19 protein-coding genes are annotated in these 19,179 nt (G+C 72.9%); 10 read left to right on the top strand and 9 right to left on the bottom strand.

Annotated features, from left to right (window positions below; all coding sequences use genetic code 11):
• Window positions 1-5 precede the first annotated feature (5 nt).
• From AB0C99_RS27965 to AB0C99_RS27985, 5 genes are all read left to right on the top strand, one after another.
• Window positions 6-923 (top strand): F0F1 ATP synthase subunit gamma, encoded by a 918-nt coding sequence (locus AB0C99_RS27965; protein ID WP_362480568.1) that lies wholly within the window; start codon window positions 6-8, stop codon window positions 921-923.
• The gene (atpD, locus tag AB0C99_RS27970) at window positions 923-2,365 is read left to right on the top strand and encodes a F0F1 ATP synthase subunit beta (RefSeq protein WP_362480570.1); all 1,443 of its coding nucleotides are present in this window, start codon (window positions 923-925) and stop codon (window positions 2,363-2,365) included. Before AB0C99_RS27965 ends, atpD begins: the two co-directional genes overlap by 1 nt.
• Before the next feature lie 113 nt (window positions 2,366-2,478).
• Complete coding sequence (locus AB0C99_RS27975; RefSeq protein WP_329424228.1) at window positions 2,479-2,853, top strand: F0F1 ATP synthase subunit epsilon; 375 nt, start codon at window positions 2,479-2,481, stop codon at window positions 2,851-2,853.
• 145 nt (window positions 2,854-2,998) lie between these two features.
• Window positions 2,999-3,445: a DUF2550 domain-containing protein gene (locus tag AB0C99_RS27980; RefSeq protein WP_362480573.1), complete on the top strand. Its 447-nt coding sequence runs from the start codon at window positions 2,999-3,001 to the stop codon at window positions 3,443-3,445.
• Window positions 3,446-3,503: 58 nt separating this feature from the next.
• Window positions 3,504-4,169 (top strand): 4'-phosphopantetheinyl transferase superfamily protein, encoded by a 666-nt coding sequence (locus AB0C99_RS27985; protein ID WP_362480576.1) that lies wholly within the window; start codon window positions 3,504-3,506, stop codon window positions 4,167-4,169.
• Here AB0C99_RS27985 and AB0C99_RS27990 read toward each other — a convergent pair.
• The 3 genes from AB0C99_RS27990 to AB0C99_RS28000 form a co-directional block, all read right to left on the bottom strand.
• The gene (locus AB0C99_RS27990; protein WP_362480612.1) at window positions 4,166-5,926 is read right to left on the bottom strand and encodes a glycoside hydrolase family 18 chitinase; all 1,761 of its coding nucleotides are present in this window, start codon (window positions 5,924-5,926) and stop codon (window positions 4,166-4,168) included. The two genes, AB0C99_RS27985 and AB0C99_RS27990, sit on opposite strands and share 4 nt — an antisense overlap.
• A 274-nt stretch (window positions 5,927-6,200) precedes the next feature.
• Window positions 6,201-6,848, bottom strand: coding sequence for a response regulator transcription factor (locus AB0C99_RS27995; protein WP_362480579.1), 648 nt, complete (start codon window positions 6,846-6,848; stop codon window positions 6,201-6,203).
• Entirely contained in the window at window positions 6,845-8,041 is a 1,197-nt protein-coding gene (locus tag AB0C99_RS28000) for a histidine kinase (RefSeq protein WP_362480581.1), read from the bottom strand. Before AB0C99_RS28000 ends, AB0C99_RS27995 begins: the two co-directional genes overlap by 4 nt.
• Before the next feature lie 151 nt (window positions 8,042-8,192).
• Here AB0C99_RS28000 and AB0C99_RS28005 point away from each other — a divergent pair, with 151 nt between their 5' ends.
• Window positions 8,193-8,840 carry a hypothetical protein gene (locus tag AB0C99_RS28005; RefSeq protein WP_362480583.1) on the top strand — a complete coding sequence of 216 codons (648 nt, stop codon included), beginning with the start codon at window positions 8,193-8,195 and terminating at the stop codon, window positions 8,838-8,840.
• Here AB0C99_RS28005 and AB0C99_RS28010 read toward each other — a convergent pair.
• Genes AB0C99_RS28010 through AB0C99_RS28020 form a run of 3 tightly spaced genes read right to left on the bottom strand, consistent with a single transcriptional unit; the run spans window position 8,760 to window position 10,896 of the window.
• The gene (locus AB0C99_RS28010) at window positions 8,760-9,332 is read right to left on the bottom strand and encodes a cob(I)yrinic acid a,c-diamide adenosyltransferase (RefSeq protein WP_362480586.1); all 573 of its coding nucleotides are present in this window, start codon (window positions 9,330-9,332) and stop codon (window positions 8,760-8,762) included. The two genes, AB0C99_RS28005 and AB0C99_RS28010, sit on opposite strands and share 81 nt — an antisense overlap.
• A gap of 13 nt (window positions 9,333-9,345) precedes the next feature.
• Window positions 9,346-10,098 (bottom strand): ABC transporter permease, encoded by a 753-nt coding sequence (locus AB0C99_RS28015; RefSeq protein WP_362480589.1) that lies wholly within the window; start codon window positions 10,096-10,098, stop codon window positions 9,346-9,348.
• Window positions 10,099-10,122: 24 nt separating this feature from the next.
• Window positions 10,123-10,896: an ATP-binding cassette domain-containing protein gene (locus AB0C99_RS28020; RefSeq protein ID WP_362480592.1), complete on the bottom strand. Its 774-nt coding sequence runs from the start codon at window positions 10,894-10,896 to the stop codon at window positions 10,123-10,125.
• An 82-nt stretch (window positions 10,897-10,978) separates the two neighbouring features.
• Between AB0C99_RS28020 and AB0C99_RS28025 the strand changes: the two genes are divergently transcribed.
• On the top strand, window positions 10,979-11,617 hold the full coding sequence (locus AB0C99_RS28025) for a TetR/AcrR family transcriptional regulator (RefSeq protein WP_362480595.1): 639 nt from the start codon (window positions 10,979-10,981) through the stop codon (window positions 11,615-11,617).
• Here the strand turns inward: AB0C99_RS28025 and AB0C99_RS28030 are convergent.
• The 3 genes from AB0C99_RS28030 to AB0C99_RS28040 all read right to left on the bottom strand — a co-directional run bounded on the left by AB0C99_RS28030 (window position 11,596) and on the right by AB0C99_RS28040 (window position 14,673).
• Complete coding sequence (locus tag AB0C99_RS28030; RefSeq protein ID WP_362480598.1) at window positions 11,596-12,756, bottom strand: cysteine desulfurase family protein; 1,161 nt, start codon at window positions 12,754-12,756, stop codon at window positions 11,596-11,598. The genes AB0C99_RS28025 and AB0C99_RS28030 overlap by 22 nt on opposite strands.
• Before the next feature lie 12 nt (window positions 12,757-12,768).
• A complete protein-coding gene (locus AB0C99_RS28035; protein WP_362480601.1) occupies window positions 12,769-13,530 on the bottom strand; it encodes a hypothetical protein in 762 nt (253 codons plus the stop codon).
• Between the two features lie 189 nt (window positions 13,531-13,719).
• Window positions 13,720-14,673 carry an EamA family transporter gene (locus tag AB0C99_RS28040; RefSeq protein ID WP_362480604.1) on the bottom strand — a complete coding sequence of 318 codons (954 nt, stop codon included), beginning with the start codon at window positions 14,671-14,673 and terminating at the stop codon, window positions 13,720-13,722.
• 193 nt (window positions 14,674-14,866) lie between these two features.
• Between AB0C99_RS28040 and AB0C99_RS28045 the strand changes: the two genes are divergently transcribed.
• From AB0C99_RS28045 to AB0C99_RS28055, 3 genes are all read left to right on the top strand, one after another.
• A complete protein-coding gene (locus AB0C99_RS28045; RefSeq protein ID WP_362480606.1) occupies window positions 14,867-15,715 on the top strand; it encodes a 3-hydroxyacyl-CoA dehydrogenase family protein in 849 nt (282 codons plus the stop codon).
• Window positions 15,716-15,889: 174 nt separating this feature from the next.
• Window positions 15,890-16,213 (top strand): STAS domain-containing protein, encoded by a 324-nt coding sequence (locus tag AB0C99_RS28050; RefSeq protein ID WP_024761898.1) that lies wholly within the window; start codon window positions 15,890-15,892, stop codon window positions 16,211-16,213.
• A 203-nt stretch (window positions 16,214-16,416) separates the two neighbouring features.
• Window positions 16,417-19,068, top strand: coding sequence for an ATP-binding protein (locus AB0C99_RS28055; RefSeq protein ID WP_362480609.1), 2,652 nt, complete (start codon window positions 16,417-16,419; stop codon window positions 19,066-19,068).
• The last annotated feature ends 111 nt before the right edge of the window (window positions 19,069-19,179 follow it).

Consider the following 19,179-nt stretch of genomic DNA (forward strand, 5'->3'; position numbering starts at 1 on the left):
GACTCATGGGAGCGCAGCTCCGGGTCTACAAGCGTCGCATCAAATCCGTCACCGCGACGAAGAAGATCACCAAGGCGATGGAGATGATCGCCGCCTCGCGCGTCGTCAAGGCGCAGCGCAAGGTGCAGGCGTCGACCCCGTACGCCACCGAGCTGACCCGCGCGGTCACCGCGGTGGCCACCGGGGCCAACGACAAGCACGCGCTGACCACCGAGGCGGAGAACCCCAGCCGTGCCGCGGTCCTGCTCCTGTCGAGCGACCGCGGACTGGCCGGCGCGTTCAACTCCAACGCCATCAAGGCGGCGGAACTGCTGATCAAGAGGCTGGAGAGCGAGGGCCGCGAGGTCGACATCTATGTCGTCGGTCGCCGTGGTGTCGCGCACTTCAACTTCCGTGAGCGCAAGCTGTCCGACACGTGGACCGGCTTCACGGACGAGCCCTCGTACGCGGATGCCAAGAACATCGCGGCTCCGCTGATCGAGGCGATCGAGAAGGACACGGCCGAGGGTGGTGTGGACGAGCTCCACATCGTCTACACCGAGTTCGTCTCGATGATGACGCAGACGGCGGTCGAGGCCCGGCTGCTGCCCCTGAGCCTCGACGAGGTGGCGAAGGACTCCGGCGAGTCGGACACGCTCCGCCCGCTGTACGACTTCGAGCCGTCGGCGGAGGACGTCCTGGACGCCCTTCTGCCGCGCTACGTCGAAAGCCGGATCTACAACGCGCTGCTGCAGTCGGCCGCTTCCAAGCACGCCGCCACGCGTCGTGCGATGAAGTCGGCGACCGACAACGCGGGAGACTTGATCAACAACCTCTCCCGACTTGCCAACGCGGCCCGACAGGCCGAAATCACCCAGGAAATCAGCGAGATCGTCGGTGGCACCGCAGCCCTGGCCGACGCGACCGCGGGGAGTGACAAGTAATGACGACCACTGTTGAGACGGCCGCCGCCACGGGCCGCGTCGCCCGGGTCATCGGCCCGGTCGTCGACGTGGAGTTCCCCGTCGACGCGATGCCGGAGATCTACAACGCCCTCCACGTCCAGGTCGCCGACCCGGCCGAGGACGGCGCGCTGAAGACGCTGACCCTCGAGGTCGCGCAGCACCTCGGTGACGGCATCGTCCGCACCATCTCGATGCAGCCCACCGACGGCCTGGTCCGCCAGGCCCCGGTGGTCGACACCGGCAACGGCATCACGGTGCCCGTCGGTGACGTCACCAAGGGCCGCGTGTTCAACACGCTGGGCCAGATCCTGAACGAGCCCGAGGCGGAGTCCGAGGTGACGGACCGCTGGTCCATCCACCGCAAGGCCCCGGCGTTCGCGGACCTCGAGTCGAAGACCGAGATGTTCGAGACCGGCCTCAAGGTCGTCGACCTTCTCACCCCGTACGTCAAGGGTGGAAAGATCGGTCTGTTCGGTGGCGCCGGTGTCGGCAAGACCGTTCTGATCCAGGAAATGATCATGCGTGTGGCCAAGCTGCACGAGGGCGTTTCCGTCTTCGCCGGCGTCGGCGAGCGCACCCGTGAGGGCAACGACCTCATCGCGGAAATGGAAGAGTCCGGCGTTCTGGACAAGACCGCGCTGGTCTTCGGCCAGATGGACGAGCCCCCGGGCACCCGTCTCCGCGTCGCCCTCGCCGGTCTGACCATGGCGGAGTACTTCCGCGATGTGCAGAAGCAGGACGTGCTGTTCTTCATCGACAACATCTTCCGCTTCACGCAGGCCGGTTCCGAGGTCTCGACCCTGCTCGGCCGCATGCCCTCCGCGGTGGGTTACCAGCCGAACCTGGCCGACGAGATGGGTCTCCTCCAGGAGCGCATCACCTCGACCCGTGGTCACTCGATCACCTCGATGCAGGCGATCTACGTCCCCGCCGACGACCTCACCGACCCGGCGCCGGCGACCACCTTCGCCCACCTCGACGCGACGACGGTTCTCTCCCGTCCGATCTCCGAGAAGGGCATCTACCCGGCCGTGGACCCGCTGGACTCCACGTCCCGGATCCTGGACCCGCGCTACATCGCGCAGGACCACTACGACGCCGCCACGCGCGTCAAGGGAATCCTGCAGAAGTACAAGGACCTCCAGGACATCATCGCGATCCTCGGTATCGACGAGCTGAGCGAGGAAGACAAGCTCGTCGTGCACCGCGCGCGTCGTGTCGAGCGCTTCCTGTCCCAGAACACCCACGCGGCGAAGCAGTTCACCGGCGTGGACGGTTCGGACGTCCCGCTCGACGAGTCGATCGCCGCGTTCAACGCGATCTGCGACGGAGAGTTCGACCACTTCCCGGAGCAGGCGTTCTTCATGTGTGGTGGTCTTGAGGACCTCAAGAAGAACGCCAAGGAGCTCGGCGTCTCCTGAGCCCCGTGCTCGCCTGAGGGGGGCGGGAGACGTTCCCGCCCCCCTCTTCACGCCCTTTAGAATTGATCCCAACACCCGGCAGCACCGCCGGGTGGTGACCCGAGGAGCCACCCTTGGCTGCTGAGCTGCACGTCGAGCTGGTCGCCGCGGACCGGAGTGTCTGGTCCGGCGAGGCCACCCTGGTCATCGCGCGTACGACCTCCGGCGACATCGGCGTCATGCCCGGTCACCAGCCGCTGCTCGGTGTGCTGGAGTCGGGCCCCGTGACCATCCGGACGAGCGAGGGCGGCACCGTCGTCGCCGCCGTCCACGGCGGTTTCCTGTCGTTCGCCGATGACAAGCTGTCTCTGCTCGCGGAGATCGCCGAACTCGCCGACGAGATCGACGCCCAGCGCGCCGAGCGCGCGCTGGAGCGCGCGAAGACGGATTCGGACGCCGCCGCCGAGCGGCGCGCCGAGGTCCGGCTGCGCGCGGTATCGGTCCGCTAGCGGACCGGGCGAGAGCCCAATACCTCAGCCGCGGCACGGTCCGGAATTTTCCGGACCGTGCCGCGGCTGAGGCGATGCAGATGCAGGTTGTATTCGGTACGGCCGGGTCCACCGGTTACGGGACGCAGCGAGGAGGTCGGTGAAGATGTTCCTCGCTCTGCTCGTGTGCGGCCTGGTCGTCGCACTGGTGGTGATCGGACTCTTCGTCTTCGGCTTGCGCCGCAGACTGATCCAGCGGGCCGGCGGCACCTTCGACTGTTCGCTGCGCTGGGGCGTGGCCGAGGAGCCCGACCCGTCCGGCAAGGGCTGGGTGTACGGGGTCGCCCGCTACAGCGGCGACGAGATCGCCTGGTTCCGCGTCTTCTCGTACTCCCCGCGCCCGCGCAGGGTCCTGGAGCGCTCGGCCATCGAGGTCGTGGAGCGCCGGATGCCCGAGGGCGAGGAGGAGCTGGCGCTGCTCTCCGACTCGGTGATCCAGGGCTGTCTGCACCGCGGCACCCGCCTGGAGCTGGCGATGAGCGAGGACGCGCTCACCGGTTTCCTGGCCTGGCTGGAGGCGGCGCCTCCGGGCCAGAGGGTCAATGTCGCCTGAAGCTCTTTGTACCGTTCGGCCCGGCGAGTGCCATGTGTGGACCGCCCGGGCCGTTTCCGTGTCCGCGTCCGATGAGCTGTGCGCGCTGCTGGATGCCCGGGAGCGGCGGGTGTACGAGGCGCTGACCGGGGAGCCGGTGCGGGCCCAGTACCTGACCGCGCACGCGCTGCTGCGCTCGGTGCTCGGGGATCTCCTGGACCGGGATCCGGCGGGGCTGGCCTTCGGGAAGGGGCCGCACGGCAAGCCGTTCCTCACGGACGCGCCGGTCGAGTTCTCGATCTCGCACTCCGGCGAGCTGGTGGCGGTCGCGCTCTCCGCGGACGCCCCCGTCGGGGTGGACGTCGAGCGGGTCACCGAGCTGGCCGAGCTGCCGCTGCCGGTGCTGTCGGCGCGGGAGCGGGCCGTCTTCGACCTGGTCCCGGGCCCGGAGCGGGCGGTCGCCTTCACCGCGTACTGGGTGCGCAAGGAGGCGGTGCTGAAGGCGACGGGGGAGGGGCTGCGGGTGGATCCCGCGCGGCTGACGGTCTCCGCGCCGGACCGGCCGGCCGAGCTGCTGGACTGGCGGGGCCGGAACGACGGACAGCCGCACCCGGAGGTGCGGCTGTACGACCTGGACGCCGGGGACGGTTACCGGGGCGCCGTGGCCCTGCTGGGCGGGGCGCACCGGATCGTCCGGCACGACGGGGGCGGCGTGCTGCACCGCCCCCGCCGGATCAGGGGCTAGTTCAGCCCGCTGTTGATGGCGCCGACGAGCTCGCCGTTGCCGGTGTCGCCGCTGAACTCCCAGAAGAACGCGCCGCCGAGGCCCTGGTTCTTGGCCCAGCTCATCTTGGAGTTGACGGTGGCGGGGGTGTCGTAGCTCCACCAGTTGGTGCCGCAGTGGGCGTAGGCGGTGCCGGCGACGGTGCCGTTGGCCGGGCAGGAGTTCTTGAGGACCTTGTAGTCCTCGATGCCCTGCTCGTAGGTGCCCTGGGCCGGGCCGGTGGCGGTGCCGCCGGGCGCCGCCTGGGTGACGCCGGTCCAGCCTCGGCCGTAGAAGCCGATGCCGAGCAGCAGCTTGTTGCCGGGGACGCCCTGGGCCTTGAACTTGGCGATCGCCTCAGCGGAGTTGAAGCCCTGCTGCGGGATGCCGGCGTACGAGGTCAGCGGGGAGTGCGGGGCCGTCGGGCCCTTCGCCGCCCAGGCGCCGAAGAAGTCGTACGTCATGACGTTGAACCAGTTCATGTACTGCGCGGCGCCCGCGTAGTCGGTGGCGTCGATCTTGCCGCCGGTGGAGGCGTCGGCCGTGACGGCCGCGGTGACCAGGTTGTTGGCACCGAACTTGGCGCGCATGGCCTGCATCATGTTCTTGAACGCGGCCGGGCCGCTGGTGTCGCAGGAGAGGCCGCAGGCGTTCGGGTACTCCCAGTCGAGGTCGATGCCGTCGAAGACGTCGGCCCAGCGCGGGTCCTCGACCAGGTCGTAGCAGGACTGCGCGAAGGCGGTCGGGTTCTGGACGGCCTGGCCGAAGCCGCCGGACCAGGTCCAGCCGCCGAAGGACCAGAGGACCTTGATGTTCGGGTACGCCTTCTTCAGCTTGCGCAGCTGGTTGAAGTTGCCGCGCAGCGGCTGGTCCCAGGTGTCGGCGACGCCGTCGACGGACTGGTCGGCGGTGTACGCCTTGTCGTAGTCGGCGTAGGAGTCGCCGATGGTGCACTTGCCGCCGGTGACGTTGCCGAAGGCGTAGTTGATGTGGGTGATCTTGGACGCGGAGCCCGAGGTCACGATGTTCTTCACGTGGTAGTTGCGCCCGTAGACGCCCCAGTTGGTGAAGTAGCCCATCTTCACGACGTTCGGGGGCGGGGTGCCGCCTCCGCCGCCGGTGGTGCGGACCGGGGTGGCGGCGCTGGCCGGGCCGGTCTGGTCGATGGTGTCGCGGGCGACGACCGTGTAGCTGTAGTCGGTGCCGGCGGTGAGACCGGTGTCCGTGTACGTGAGGGCGGTCGTGGTGGTGACCTTCGTGCCGTCGCGCAGCACGTCGTAGTTCTTGACGCCCTTGTCATCGGTGGCCGCGGTCCAGGTGAGCTTCACCGAGGTGTCGGTGATGGCCGAGGCGGCCGGGGCTCCGGGGGCGGAGGGGGCGTTGTCCCCGGGCTGGGTGGAGCCGTCGCAGGAGGCGCCGTTGATCTTACAGCCGCTGGGCGCGCCGGTACCGGTGCCGTTGAAGCCGAAGGAGACGGAGGCGCCGGGGGCGAGGGTGCCGTTCCAGCCGAGGTTCTTGGCGGTCCAGTGGTTCGCGGCGCCGGTGACGGTGGCGTCCCAGGCGGAGGTGACCGCGGTGCCGGCGGGGTAGTCCCACTCGACGGTCCAGGACGAGAGCGTGGTGGTGCCGGTGTTCTTCACCGTCCACTTGCCCTCGAAGCCGGAGCCCCAGTCGGAGGCTTTGGCGAAGGTGGCGGTGGCCGAGGACGCGGCCTCGGCGGGTGCGGCGAGGCCGACCATGGCGGCCAGTGGCAGGACGAGGGCGGTCAGACCGGCGGCAGCCCGGTGTCTGAACCCTGCTCTGCGCGTCGGTGCTTGAGTGCTCAACGGTGCTCCTCAAGTTGCGGACGTCAAGGGTGGGGGTGGTCCGAAAAGGTGCGCGCGCCGCCGAGCGTAGAAAGGTCTGGACCAGCCGTCAAGAGGTCCAGACCAACGTTGGAACGTCTTCTTTCATATTTCTCTCAGACATCTCCCCGGTATGTGCCGCCGATCCGGGGCCGCGCCCGACACCCCGTCAGCGGATCCCCAACTCCTGTGCCAGCACCGCCGCTTGGACCCGGCTGCGCAGTTCGAGCTTGCCCAGCACCTTGCTGACGTGCGTCTTCACCGTGGCCTCCGCCATGTCCAGGCGCACCGCGATCTCCGCGTTCGACAGGCCCGCGCCCAGCGCCCCGAGCACCTCCCGCTCCCGTGGGGTCAGCCGCGCCACGGCCGCGGGCTCCGGCGCCGGCTCCGGGCGGCGCGGGGCCGCGAACTCGGCGATCAGCCGCCGGGTCACCGCGGGCGCGATCAGCCCCTCGCCGCCCGCCACCGTCCGTACCGCCGCGATCAGGTCCTTCGCGTCCGTGTTCTTCAGCAGGAAGCCCGAGGCGCCCGCCCGCAGCGCGCCGAAGACGTACTCGTCCAGGTCGAAGGTGGTCAGCACCAGCACGTCCGCCAGCCCCTCCGCCACCACCAGGCGGGTCGCCGTCACCCCGTCCATCCGGGGCATCTGGACGTCCATCAGCACCAGGTCCGGGCGCAGCTCGCGGGCCAGCTCCACGGCCCGCTCGCCGTCCTCCGCCTCGCCGACCACCTCGATGTCCGGGGCGCTGCCCAGGATCAGCACGAGCCCCGCGCGCACCGCGCTCTGGTCCTCGGCGACCACGATCCGGATCGTCATGCCTCCGGTGTCCTCTCCTCGGCGGGCAGCTCGGCCCGCACCCGCCAGATCTTCGTCCCGTCCGCCTCCGGCACGGGACTTGCCTCGAACGCGCCGCCGAGCAGCGCCACCCGCTCCCGCATCCCGACCAGACCCGCCCCCGAACCGGGCGCGCGGGGCCCCGGCCGGTCGCCGAAGGGGCTGGTCACGACCACCGTCAGGGCCCGCGGGTCACGGGCCAGGGTGACCGTGACCGTACCGGCCGCGGCGTGTTTGAGGGCGTTGGTCAGGGACTCCTGGACGATCCTGTACGCGGCCAGCTCGACCGGCGCCGGGAGCTGCTCGTCGGCGCCCGCGCGGGTGTCCTCCAGCCGGAACTCCAGCCCGCTGCTCGCGCCGTTCGTCCGGGCCTGGGCCACCAGCGCGTCCAGGCCCGAGAGCCGGGGCACGGCCGCCGGGGCCGTGTCGTCGGAGCTGTCCCGGAGCAGCCCGATCAGCCGCCGCATCTCGGCGAGCCCGGCGACGCTGTTCTCCCGGATCACGCCGAGCGCCTGCCGGGTGGTGGCCTCGTCGTCGAGGGAGAGCGCGGCCGTGGAGTGGATCGCGATGGCGGAGAGGTGGTTGGCGACCATGTCGTGCAGCTCCCTGGCCATCCGGGCGCGCTCGGCGACGACGGCCTGGGCGCGGTCCATCTCGGCCAGCAGCGCGGTCTGTTCGGCGCGCAGCCGGGCCGACTCGGCGGCCTCCCGGTGGTTGCGGACGATGGCGCCGGTGACCGCCGGCAGGAAGGAGACCATGCCGCTGACCACGCCGACGAGCAGGGCGATCGCGTTCTGCCACCACACCAGCAGCACGACGGTGAGGGCCACCGTGATCAGGCCGGTGCTGTACGGGATGCGCTTGGCGGAGGCGGGAGTGCCGTAGACGACGGCCGCGTAGACGATGTCCGTGAACATCAGGACGGTCGCGAGGCTGCCGTTGGTGAACTGGTCCGCGACGAGCGCGAGGGTGCCGACGGTGAGCGCCGTGCGGGGCGCGGTCCGCCGCAGCGCCTCCATGGCGGCCATCACGAAGAGCGGGACGAGCGTGGCCCAGGACTGCGGGAAGACGTTGTCGACCTTGTTGGCGAGCCCGAACGACCACAGCAGCAGGCCGCAGGCGAGGCCGCAGGCGGCGATGAAGAGGTCGTCACGGTGGGGTCGGGGCAGGCGCACCCCTCCATCCAACACGTCGCCCCGGGCGGGCGCGTCCTCGTACGGGCCGAGCCGTGCCTCCGTCGAAGGATGTAGGCGCGGTTCCTCACCGCCGACGACGAAACCGGCCGGGGCGGCCGGGACGCTGGAGGGGTACCGAAAGGGGAGCGCCGTGATCGTCACGCTGATCGTCGTCTGCGAGGTCGGCTTCTGGGTCCTGCTGGCCGCCGGACTCGCCGCCCGCTATCCGCTGAGGATGCCGCGCCTCGGCCTGGCGCTGCTGCTGTGCGAACCGCTGCTGGAGGTGCTGCTGCTCGTCGTCACCGCGATCGACCTGAAGAACGGTGCCGACCCGAGCTGGAAGCACGGGCTGGCCGCGCTCTACATCGGCTACACCGTCGGTCACGGCCACCGCACGGTGACCTGGCTCGACGGGCACGCCGCCCATCGCTTCGGCGGCGCCCCCGCGCCGGTGGGGCCACCACGCTACGGCAGGGCGCGGGCCCGCCACGAGGGCCGGATCTGGCTCGGCAGCGTGACGGGCGCGGCGGTCGCGAGCGGGCTGCTGCTCCTGGCCGTCTGGTACGTGGGCGATTCCGGCGACACCGCCTCGCTCCAGGGCTGGATCATGACCGCCTGGCGGGCGGCCGGCATCCACGGCCTGATCGCCCTGTCGTACGCGGTGTTCCCGAAGAAGGCGCCGGCTCCGGAGCGGCCGGAGCCTGGGAGGTCCGGTCCGTCAGCGCTCGCCGCCCGGGACCCAGAGCACGTCCCCGACCTCCTGGTTCGCCGTCCTGGCAAGGATGAAGAGCAGGTCTGAGAGGCGGTTGAGGTACGTGGCGGTCAGCGGGTTCATCGTCTCGCCGTGCGCCTCGATCGCCGCCCACGTGGAGCGCTCGGCCCGCCGGACCACCGTGCACGCCTGGTGCAGCAGCGCCGCGCCGGGCGTGCCGCCGGGCAGGATGAAGGAGCGCAGCTTGTCGAGCCGCTCCAGGAAGCGGTCGCAGTCCGCCTCCAGCTTGTCGACGTACGCCTGCTCGACGCGCAGCGGGGGGTACTTCGGGTCCGGGACGACCGGGGTGGAGAGGTCGGCGCCCACGTCGAACAGGTCGTTCTGGACGCGGACCAGGACCTTCACGACCTCCTCGTCGAGCCGGCCGAGCGCGATGGCGGTGCCGATGACGGCGTTGGCCTCGTTTGTGTCGGCGTAGGCGGAGATCCGCAGATCGGTCTTGGCGGTCCGGCTCATGTCGCCGAGGGCGGTGGTGCCCTGGTCGCCGGTGCGGGTGTAGATGCGCGTCAGATTGACCATGGGGCCAGCGTAGTTATGCCTGGGCCCGGCGGAAGGTCCGTGTGCCCACCGTCACGGCCAGGACGGTGAAGCCGACGGCGACCAGCACGCCGTACAGCATGGTGGCGGTCGCGTACCGGCCGACGTAGGCGTCCCGGACCGCGTCCACCAGGTAGCGGAACGGCATCAGGTGCGAGAGCGCGTCGAGCCAGCCGGGGGCGAGGGTCATCGGCAGCATCAGCCCGGACAGCAGCATCGACGGGACGGCGAGCGTGTTGATCGCGGGGCCGAACTCCTGCGGGCTGCGCAGCTTCAGCGCCAGCGCGTACGAGAGGGAGGCCAGCGCGAAGGTCAGCAGCGCCACGAAGGCGAAGCCGATCAGGATGCCGGCGAGCGGCGCCCGCAGCCCCATGAGCAGGGCGGCGAGGACCAGCAGCACGGCCTGGAAGACGAAGAGCGCGGCGTCCCGCAGGACCCGGCCGAGCAGCAGCGCGAGCCGGCTCACGGGGGTGACGCGCAGCCGTTCGAGGACGCCCCAGTTCTTCTCCATGATGACCGCGAAGCCCGCGAAGGAGGCCCCGAAGAGGCCGAGCTGGAGCAGCAGCCCGGGGACCAGGACCTGCCAGGAGTCGCCCGTGCGGCCGAGCGGCAGCCCGGTCAGCAGGGGGCCGAAGAGGAGCAGGTAGAGCAGCGGCATGAGCACGCCGAAGAAGATCTGGAAGGGCGAGCGCAGGGTCTGCCGGGCGTAGCGGGCGAAGAGGACGGCGGTGTCGTGGACGACGGGCATCGGAGGCTCCTGGACGGCGACGGGCTAGACGGCGACGGGTGTGGTGTCGGCGGGGGCGGGGGCGCGCCCGGTGAGGGCGAGGAAGGCGTCCTGGAGGGTGGCGGCGCCGTGCGCGGCCTTGAGGGCGGCGGGGGTGCCCTCGGCGGCGACGAGACCGCCGTCCACGACCACGAGCCGGTCGGCGAGGGCGTCGGCCTCGTCGAGGTAGTGGGTGGTGAGGACGACGGTGGTGCCGTGCTCGTCGCGCAGCCGCCGCACCAGCGCCCACAGGTCGGCGCGGCTGCCCGGGTCGAGGCCGGTGGTCGGCTCGTCGAGGAAGAGCAGCCGCGGGCGGTTGACGAGGCCGAGCGCGAGGTCCAGGCGGCGGCGCTGGCCGCCGGAGAGCGCGGTGGTGGAGCGGTCCAGCAGGTCGGTCAGGTCGAGCTCCTCGGCCAGCTCGGCGGCGCGGGCGGCGGCCGCGGCGCGGGGGAGCCCGTACAGGCGTCCCTGGAGGAGCAGCTCGGAGCGCACGGTCTCCTGCGGGTCGACGCCGCCGGACTGGGCGACGTAGCCGATCGCGCGCCGGACGCCGACGGGGTCGCGGACCAGGTCGTGGCCGGCGACGGTGGCGGCGCCGCCGGTGGGCGGGAGCAGCGTGGTGAGCATCCGCAGGGTGGTGGTCTTGCCCGCCCCGTTGGGGCCGAGGAAGCCGAGGATCTCGCCCGTCCGGACGGTCAGGTCGATGCCTCGGACGGCGTGGACCTCGCCCTCGGGCGTGCGGAAGGTCCGGGACAGCCCGGAGGTGCTGATGATTGGCATAGCGACTACAAAAACAGAGTCGCTTAAAATTTGCAATGCCTCCAAGATTTCAGGACCCCTAGCGAAGTCCTAGGATGGGGGCATGGCTGAGGGGCTCAGGGAGCGCAAGAAGCGCCAGACGAAACAGCGGATCTCGGACATCGCGACCGGGCTCTTCGTGGCGCGCGGCTTCGCGGCCGTCACGGTCGCGGAGATCGCGGAGGCGGCGGACGTCTCCGTCAACACCGTCTACAACTACTTCCCGGCCAAGGAGGACCTCTTCCTCGACCGGATGGAGGGCGTCACCCACCGGCTGGCCCGGATGATCCGCGGCCGCGACCGGGGCGAGTCGGCGGCGCGCGCTGTGCTGCGCGAGATCCGCGGCCACGTCACCGCCGTCTCGCCCGCGTACGGACTCATGGACGGCTACGCCGACTTCATGCGGGTCATCGACGAGGCCCCCACCCTCAAGGCCCGGCTCTTCTACCTCCAGCAGGAGGTCGTCGAGACCACCGTCGCCGCCCTCCGCGAGGAGACCGGCGCCCCGGCCGACGATCCCGTCCCGCTGCTGGTCGGCAGCCAGATCGCCTGGATCCAGGGCACCGTCGTGACCTTCATCAGCGCCGGGATGACCGCCGGCCGCAAGGCGGCCGAGGTCTCCCGCGAGGCCCTCGACCTGCTCGACGAGATCGAGGACCTGCTCAGCGAGCGCGTGCTGGACTACGCGGTGCGGACCGGCTGAGCGGCCCGTACCCCCGCCGCCAGGGCGTGCGCGGCCGCGACCGCCTGCTCCTCGGTGGTGAAGCGGCCGAAGCCCACCCGGATGCTGCCCCGGATCCGCTCCGGCGGCAGCCCGACCGCGGTCAGCACGTGGGACGGCTCCTGCGCCGAGCTGTTGCACGCCGAGCCCGAGGAGACGGCGACCGCCGTCACCTCCAGGAGCAGCTGCTGCGCGTCCGCCCCGTCGAAGGACAGGTTCACCGCCTGCGGCAGGAAGCCCGGCCCCGTACCGCTGTTGAGCGTGTACGGCACGAGCCCGGCCAGCTCCGCGAGGAACCGCCCGCGCAGCCCCGCGAGCCGCGCCGCCTCCCGCTCCCGGCCCCCGGCCAGCAGCTCCACCGCCGTGCCGAGACCGATCACGGCGGCCGTGTTCAGCGTGCCCGCCCGCAGCCCGCGCTCCTGCCCGCCGCCGTGCAGCAGCGGCACCAGCGGCGCCCGGTCCGACAGGTCGTTGGACACGTACAGGACGCCGACGCCCTTCGGGCCGTAGATCTTGTGCCCGGAGAAGGTCAGCAGGTCCACGCCCAGCTCCCGCACGTCCACCGGGAGGGTGCCCACGCCCTGCGTGGCGTCGCAGTGCAGCGGCACCCCCGCCGCCCGGGTCAGCTCGGCGATCCTGGCCACCGGCTGGATCGTGGACACCTCGTTGTTGGCCAGCATCACCGACACCAGCGCCGTCTCCGGACGCAGCGCCGCCGCCACCCGGGCCGGGTCCACCCGGCCCTCGGCGTCCACCGGCAGCACGGTCACCTCGTGGCCGGCCGCGCCCAGCGAACGGCAGGTGTCCAGCACCGACTTGTGCTCCACCGCCGTCGTCACCACATGGCGGGGCCGGCCGTCGGCGGCGCCCGCCACGACGCCCTTGACCGCGAGGTTGTTGCCCTCGGTGGCGCCCGAGGTGAAGTAGATCTCGCTGCGCCCCGCCCCGAGGAACCGGGCGACCGTGCCGCGCGCCCGCTCGACCTCGCGGAAGGCGCGGATGCCGGCCGCGTGCGGGCTCGACGGGTTGGCGAAGCACTCGGTGGCCGCCCGGTGCATCGCGTCGGCGACCGCCGGGTCCATCGGGGTGGTCGCCTGGTGGTCGAGATAGATCGTCGCCATGTCGCGCTCCCCTCAGAAGTCGTACGCGGTGTAGGTCAGGGCGATCGGCTCGGCGCACTCCGCGTCGGCGAAGACCAGGGTGATCTCCTCCTCGGAGGTGCCCCGGGTGCGCAGGTAGATCTCGGCGCCCTTGGTCACCTTGTCGCGGTCGGCCAGCGAGTTGATGTCGACGACGTGCCGGCGCGGGCAGTCGGGGAAGGCCCGCAGCCGGGCGAAGTAGCGCGCGAAGTACTCGGCGACGATCAGCGGGCAGCGCGGCACGACGTGGTCGCCCTTGACCACACCGGCGAGCACCTTCGCGTAGGTCCGGGAGCGGAAGAGGATCTCGTCGCCCTCGCGGGAGAACGGCGGTTCGAGCGCGGCGCCGCGCACCGCGTGCTTCATCGAGCGGGCGGCGCGGTTGCGCAGGGTCCGCTCGCGGGTCACCGAGTACGTGATCCCGGCCAGGCCGGCCGCCGCGTCGAGCGGGGCGAGGTCGAGCGCCTCGGGGGCGGGCTCGCCGGCGGCCGGGAGCGTACAGACGTCGGTGGAACAGGACATGCCGAGGTCGTTGACGATGACGTCGTAGAGCACCTTGTTGCCGCGGTGCAGCCGGCGGGCCACGGCGCCGGTCTCCAGGCCCAGGGCGAAGGAGTTCAGCGAGAAGGCGCCGATCCCGGCGGCGGTCTCGAAGTAGCCGCCCGCGACGAGCACGGCGGTGCGGCTGGTGCGGGAGACGGTCTCGAGGAGCGGAGCGACGCGTGCGGCGCGCTCGGTGCTCAGGGTGGGGCTCATGTCTGGTGCACTCCGTTCTGCTTCGGTGAGGGGTGAAGTCCGATCGGACGGTGCTGAGGACGTGGGACTCGGATACGGATACGGGGCCGGGGTCCCCGCCCGGGGTACGGATCCGGGGGCGGGGTACGGGGCCGGGGCTCGCGGCCGGGGGCCCGGGGAACCGGGACCGGGGGCTCGGGCCCGGAGGTGTCAGGGCCGCGGGCGCGGGGCGCCGTCGGGGCCGGGGACGGGTCTGGGGTCCGCCACGGGGGTCGCGGAGACGGGGCCGGGGGCCGGTGCGGGGTCCGCCGCCGCCCCCGCCGCCCCCACGCCCGTGCCGATCGCCGCGCCCACCACGCACAGCACGGCGCCCCACTGGAGCGGCGAGAGGTGCTCGCCCAGGAGGCTCAGGCCCACCAGCGCGGCGATGACCGGCTCGACGGTGGAGAGCACCGCGAAGACCCGCGGCGGCAGCCGGCGCAGCGCGGCGAACTCCAGCGAGAACGGGATGACCGTGGTGAGCACGGCCACGCCGAGCGCCGCGCCCAGGACGGCCGGTTCCAGCAGCACGCCGAGCGGCGGCAGGCCGAGCGCCGGGGCGGTCGGCAGGGCGAGCACGGCGGCCACGCTCAGGCCGAGCGCGAGCCCGGCGCCGCCCGGGACGGCCCGCCCGACCCGGGCGCCGAGCAGGATGTAGCCGGTCAGGGCCGCGCCGGTGAGCAGGGCGGCGGCGAGCCCGACCGGGTCGTCCAGGCCCCGGGTGCCGCCGAGGACCAGCAGCCCGGCCGCCGCGAGCAGCACCCAGACGCGGTCCAGCGCCCGCCGCGAGGTCAGCGCGGCGAGCAGCAGCGGCCCGCTGAACTCCAGGGTGACGACCACACCCAGCGGGAGGCGGGAGGTGGCCTCGTAGAAGGAGAACTGCATGACGGTGAAGACGGCCCCGTACGGCAGCAGCAGCCGCCAGTGGGTGCGCAGCAGCCGCAGCGCGGGCCGGGAGAACAGGCAGAGCAGCGCGGCGGAGAACAGCAGCCGCAGCAGGGTGGCACCGGCCGGACCGGTCTGCTCGAAAAGCGTCTTGGCGAAGGCGGAGCCGAACTGCAGGCTGACCATGCCGGCCAGCAGCAGGAGCGGCGCGGGGGCGGCTCTCGGGTCGTAGCGACGCATGACAGACGACTATATACCCCCTAGGGGTATAGGGCGAAGCGATCCGGCCCGCCGTCGGGGTGTCGCGAGTGTGACGTCCGTCAAACCGGGCGTGACGCGCGTTACTTCGCGGTCACTTGGCGCCCCGGGCCCGCTAATCTCCGCCGGAGAGCCGGAAGTGAACAGTCGTTATGGGCAACGAGGGGTGGAAGACGTGGCAGGGAAGCTCGCCGTCATCGGGGCCGGACTCATGGGGTCCGGGATCGCGCAGGTCTCGGCCCAGGCAGGCTGGGACGTCGTCCTGCGCGACGTCACCGACGCCGCGCTGACCCGGGGCACCGAGGCGATCGCGGCCTCGTACGACCGCTTCGTCGCCAAGGGCACGCTGGCCGCCGCCGACGCCGAGGCCGCCCTCGGCCGCATCACCGCCACCACCGACCTGGACGCCGTCGCCGACGCCGACATCGTCGTCGAGGCCGTGTTCGAGAAGCTGGAGGTCAAGCACGAGATCTTCCGCGCCCTCGACAAGGTCGCCAAGGACGGCGCCGTGCTCGCCTCCAACACCTCCGCCATCCCGATCACCAAGATCGCCGCGGTGACGGAGCGCCCCGAGTCCGTCGTCGGCACCCACTTCTTCTCGCCGGTCCCGATGATGCGGCTGTGCGAGCTGGTCCGCGGCCACAAGACGAGCGACGCCACCCTCGCCACCGCACGGGAGTACGCCGAGTCCGTCGGCAAGACCTGCATCGTCGTCAACCGCGACGTCGCCGGCTTCGTCACCACCCGGCTGATCTCGGCCCTCGTCGTCGAGGCGGCCAAGCTCTACGAGTCGGGCGTGGCCACCGCCGAGGACATCGACATCGCCTGCAAGCTGGGCTTCGGGCACGCCATGGGCCCGCTCGCCACCACCGACCTCACCGGCGTCGACATCCTCGTCAACGCCACGGGCAACATCTACACCGAGACCCAGGACGAGAAGTTCGCCCCGCCGGAGCTGATGCGCCGGATGGTGGACGCGGGTGACATCGGGCGCAAGAGCGGGCAGGGCTTCTACACGTACTGATCGCCGCGGGGGCGTCGGCGCGGAGTCCGCACAGGGATCCGACCGCCGTCCGCGCCATCGCCCCTCGGGGTGAATTTCGATATCGGTTCGCTTACAAGGCGCAACGCTTCTGCCGACCCGGCAGTCAGTCGTTGCGAAGACGGGCACACGACGGAGCACTCTCGGGGAGCGCATATGCACATCAGGGGCGACCACGTCGAGCTGGTCGTCGGGGGCCGCCTCGACGTCCGCAGCGCGGCGGACGCCCGTACGGTCCTGCACTCGGCCGTCGACGACGGAGTCGGCGACCTCGTGCTCGACCTGACCGGCCTCGACTCCTGGGACGCCACCGGGCTCGGGGTCATCATGGGCGCCCACCGGAGGGCCGGCCGCTGCGGCAGACGCCTGGTGCTGCGCGGGGTGCCGCCCCAGATGCAGCGCCTCCTCGTGGCCACCCGGCTGCACCGCATCCTCGCCATCGAGGGCGGCCTCGCCGCCGAGTCGCTGCCCCGCGTCTGACCACGGACGGCGGGTCGGGGCGGGGCCGGTCCGCGCGGCTGTGAAGCCCGCGTGGAGCGGCTGTGGAGAACAGGCGTCCCGCTCAATCCTCACAAGACCGTGACGTCTTGGTCTCCACGGCACCCCGCCTGTTCCCGGAGCCCCGGCGACCGTCTAGGGTCGGCTCTCGCCTGCACATCGCCCGTCGCTTGGGAGCTAGCACCATGGACCCGACCCACCGGGGACCCGAGGAGTACGGTCACGACACCGAGGGCGAGGAGGCCCGCCCCGGCCCCTCCGCCGCGCTCGTGCCCGCGTCCACCGCCCCCGCCCGGGTCCGCACGGCCCGCGTCGTCGCCGGCGGCCTGCTCCTCACCGTGAATCCGGTCGACGGCAGCGAGATCGAGGTCTGCCCGCCCGGCGAGCAGCCCCCGGCCCCCCGCCGCCGCACCCCCGAGGAGCGCGCCGAGGCCGCCCGCGCCGCCGCGCCCCCCGTGCCGCCCGGCCCCGCCGCCCCCGCCCTGCCCCTCCTCGAACGGCGCGAGCAGCGCGAACTCCTGGGCCGGCACCTCGCCCGGGGCCGCTCCGCGCGCCTCACCGGCCCCGCGGGCTCCGGCCGCAGCAGCCTCATCGCCGCCGTCGCCGCCGACTGCGCCGACATCGCGCCCGACGGCGTCGTGCGCCTCTCCGGCCACCACCGCACCCCCACCGAGCTGCTGTACGAGCTCTTCCACACCGTCCAGTACGCGCCCGGCTTCCGGCCCGACCGCGAGGAACTCCTCATCGAGGTGCGGCGGATCGGCGCCATCGTCCTCGTCGACGACCTGGAGTTCGGCGGCACCGCCCTCGACGAACTGCTCGCCGCCACCCCCGACTGCGCCTTCCTCTTCGGCGCCACCCCCGACGTCCCCGCGCCCTCGCCCGAGGCCGCCCTCGAAGAGGTCGTCCTCAGCGGACTCGGCCGCCCCGCCGCCGTCGAGCTCCTGGAGAGCGCCGTCGGCCGCACCCTCACCGAGGAGGAGGCCAACTGGGCCGGCGACCTCTGGTTCGAGTCCGAGGGCCTGCCGCTGCGCTTCGTCCAGGCCGCGGCCCTGCTCCGGCAGCGCGACCGACTCCGGCTCGGCCCCGCCGAGTTCGACGCCTTCGGCGCCCTGGAGGAGGCGTTCGGGCCCGCCGGCGCCCCGCCCGCCGTCCCCCCGGCCGCCGACGACCTCGCCGGCGCGGACCCCGACGACCCCGATGTCGAAGTACGCGACATACCGCTGCCCAGCCTCGGCGAGGGCGCCGCCCCGGCCTCCCTGCTCGCCTCCCGGCTCAGCCGCGCCGCCCAGGACACCCTGCGCTACGCCGTCGCCCTCGGCGGCGAGGTGCCGCACCAGGCGCACCTGCCCGCCCTCATCGGCGACACCCACGCGGACGCCGCCCTCGGCGAACTCATGGGCTGCGGGCTGCTCTCCCCGGTCGGCTCCCGCTACCGCCTCGCCGCCGGAGCGCTCACCCAGCTCCTCGCCCAGGGGTACGAGGAGGACGCCACCGGGCGCGCCCACACCGTGGCGCAGCACTACGCCTGGTGGGCCGCGCACCCCTCGGTCACCCCCGAGCGGGCCACCGCCGAGGCCGACGCGCTGCTCGCCGCCCTCGCCGCGCTCGTTTCCGGCAGCACCGCCGAGCACCCCGCGACCGGCGTGCTGCTCGCCCGCGCCGCCGCGCCCGCCTTCGCCGCAGGACTCCACTGGGGCGCCTGGGAGCGGGCCCTGCGCGGCGGCCAGGAGGCCGCCCGCCGCTCCGGCGACGTCGCCGAAGAGGCGTACTTCCACCACGAGTTGGGCATCCTCGCGCTCTGCGCCGGCAGCCTCCAGCGGGCCCGCGCCGAACTGGAGGCGTCCATCGGTCTGCGCGGCGCCCTCGCCGACAAGCGGGGCACCGTCGCCGGCCGCCGCGCGCTCGCGCTCGTCGCCGACCTCACCGGCGAGGCCCTCCCGGCCGAGCCCGCCGCCGGGGACCCGCAGGCCCCGGCCGAGCACGACGAGGGCCCCCACTCGCCGCCCCGGGGCCTCCCGGTGGCCGCCCCGCCGCCGGTCAAGTCCGCCTTCCCCGCGCTGGCCGCGCCCAGCGACTTCACGGGCCTCCCCGCCTTCGGCGGCCCGCCCGCCCCCGCCGGGCACGCGCCGACCGTCCCGACACCCTTCCCGCCGGTGGCCCCCGGGGCGGGCGCCGCGCCCGCCTCCCTCGCCGCCTTCGCCGACGACGCCCCGACCGTCGTCGCCGCCCCGGCCGTCGCCGGGGCCGGGGACGAGGACCGGGACCGCCGCGGGCTCGCCAAGGGCCTCCTGGCGGGCGCCCGCCGCAATCTGGCCGCGGTCGGCGCGGGCGCCCTGCTCGTCGCCGTCCTCGGCACCGTCGTCGCGATCGGCGCCACCTCCGGCGGGGACGAGCACCCCGCCAACGACAAGGTCACCTCCGACAGCAGCGCCGACCCGGGCGACGGCACGGACGACGGCACCCCCGGCGACGGCGAGTCCACCGAGGACACCACGGGCGGGCCCTCGGACCCGTCCCAGCCCGGCCCCACCGGCACCGCCTCCCCGGGCGCCACGGCCTCCTCGGGCACCCCGTCCCCGAGCGGCTCCCCGTCCGCGACGGACAGCCCCACCCCGAGCGACCCGGCGGCCACCACGACGCCGCCGGAGCCCACCCTGTCCCCGACGCGGACCCCGACGCCCACCAGGCCGCCGACGACGCCGCCGACCACCCCGCCCACGACCCCGCCGACGACCCCGCCGACCGACGACCCGACGACGACGCCGCCCACCGACAACCCCACCGGCTCCGCCTCCGCCTCCCGCTCCGAGTCCGCCCCGGCGGACCCGGCCTGACCGGCGCCCCCGGCGTACCCGCGTACGAGGAAGGGCCCGGGAGCCCCTCGACGTCGACCACCCCGACATCGAGAACTTCATCGAGACCAAGGTCAAGGAGGAGGAGAAGAT

This window comes from Streptomyces sp. NPDC048659, from assembly GCF_040650575.1.
Taxonomy (GTDB): domain Bacteria; phylum Actinomycetota; class Actinomycetes; order Streptomycetales; family Streptomycetaceae; genus Streptomyces.

Bases quoted from the DNA above. Each gene is read 5' to 3' on its own strand.
- AB0C99_RS27965 (WP_362480568.1), top strand. From the start codon at position 6: ATGGGAGCGCAGCTCCGGGTCTACAAGCGTCGCATCAAATCCGTCACC.
- AB0C99_RS28040 (WP_362480604.1), bottom strand. From the start codon at position 14,673: ATGCGTCGCTACGACCCGAGAGCCGCCCCCGCGCCGCTCCTGCTGCTG.
- AB0C99_RS28025 (WP_362480595.1), top strand. From the start codon at position 10,979: ATGGCTGAGGGGCTCAGGGAGCGCAAGAAGCGCCAGACGAAACAGCGG.
- AB0C99_RS28020 (WP_362480592.1), bottom strand. From the start codon at position 10,896: ATGCCAATCATCAGCACCTCCGGGCTGTCCCGGACCTTCCGCACGCCC.
- AB0C99_RS28015 (WP_362480589.1), bottom strand. From the start codon at position 10,098: ATGCCCGTCGTCCACGACACCGCCGTCCTCTTCGCCCGCTACGCCCGG.
- AB0C99_RS28035 (WP_362480601.1), bottom strand. From the start codon at position 13,530: ATGAGCCCCACCCTGAGCACCGAGCGCGCCGCACGCGTCGCTCCGCTC.
- AB0C99_RS27980 (WP_362480573.1), top strand. From the start codon at position 2,999: ATGTTCCTCGCTCTGCTCGTGTGCGGCCTGGTCGTCGCACTGGTGGTG.
- AB0C99_RS28030 (WP_362480598.1), bottom strand. From the start codon at position 12,756: ATGGCGACGATCTATCTCGACCACCAGGCGACCACCCCGATGGACCCG.
- AB0C99_RS28055 (WP_362480609.1), top strand. From the start codon at position 16,417: ATGGACCCGACCCACCGGGGACCCGAGGAGTACGGTCACGACACCGAG.
- atpD (WP_362480570.1), top strand. From the start codon at position 923: ATGACGACCACTGTTGAGACGGCCGCCGCCACGGGCCGCGTCGCCCGG.
- AB0C99_RS28010 (WP_362480586.1), bottom strand. From the start codon at position 9,332: ATGGTCAATCTGACGCGCATCTACACCCGCACCGGCGACCAGGGCACC.
- AB0C99_RS27990 (WP_362480612.1), bottom strand. From the start codon at position 5,926: ATGGTCGGCCTCGCCGCACCCGCCGAGGCCGCGTCCTCGGCCACCGCC.
- AB0C99_RS27995 (WP_362480579.1), bottom strand. From the start codon at position 6,848: ATGACGATCCGGATCGTGGTCGCCGAGGACCAGAGCGCGGTGCGCGCG.
- AB0C99_RS28050 (WP_024761898.1), top strand. From the start codon at position 15,890: ATGCACATCAGGGGCGACCACGTCGAGCTGGTCGTCGGGGGCCGCCTC.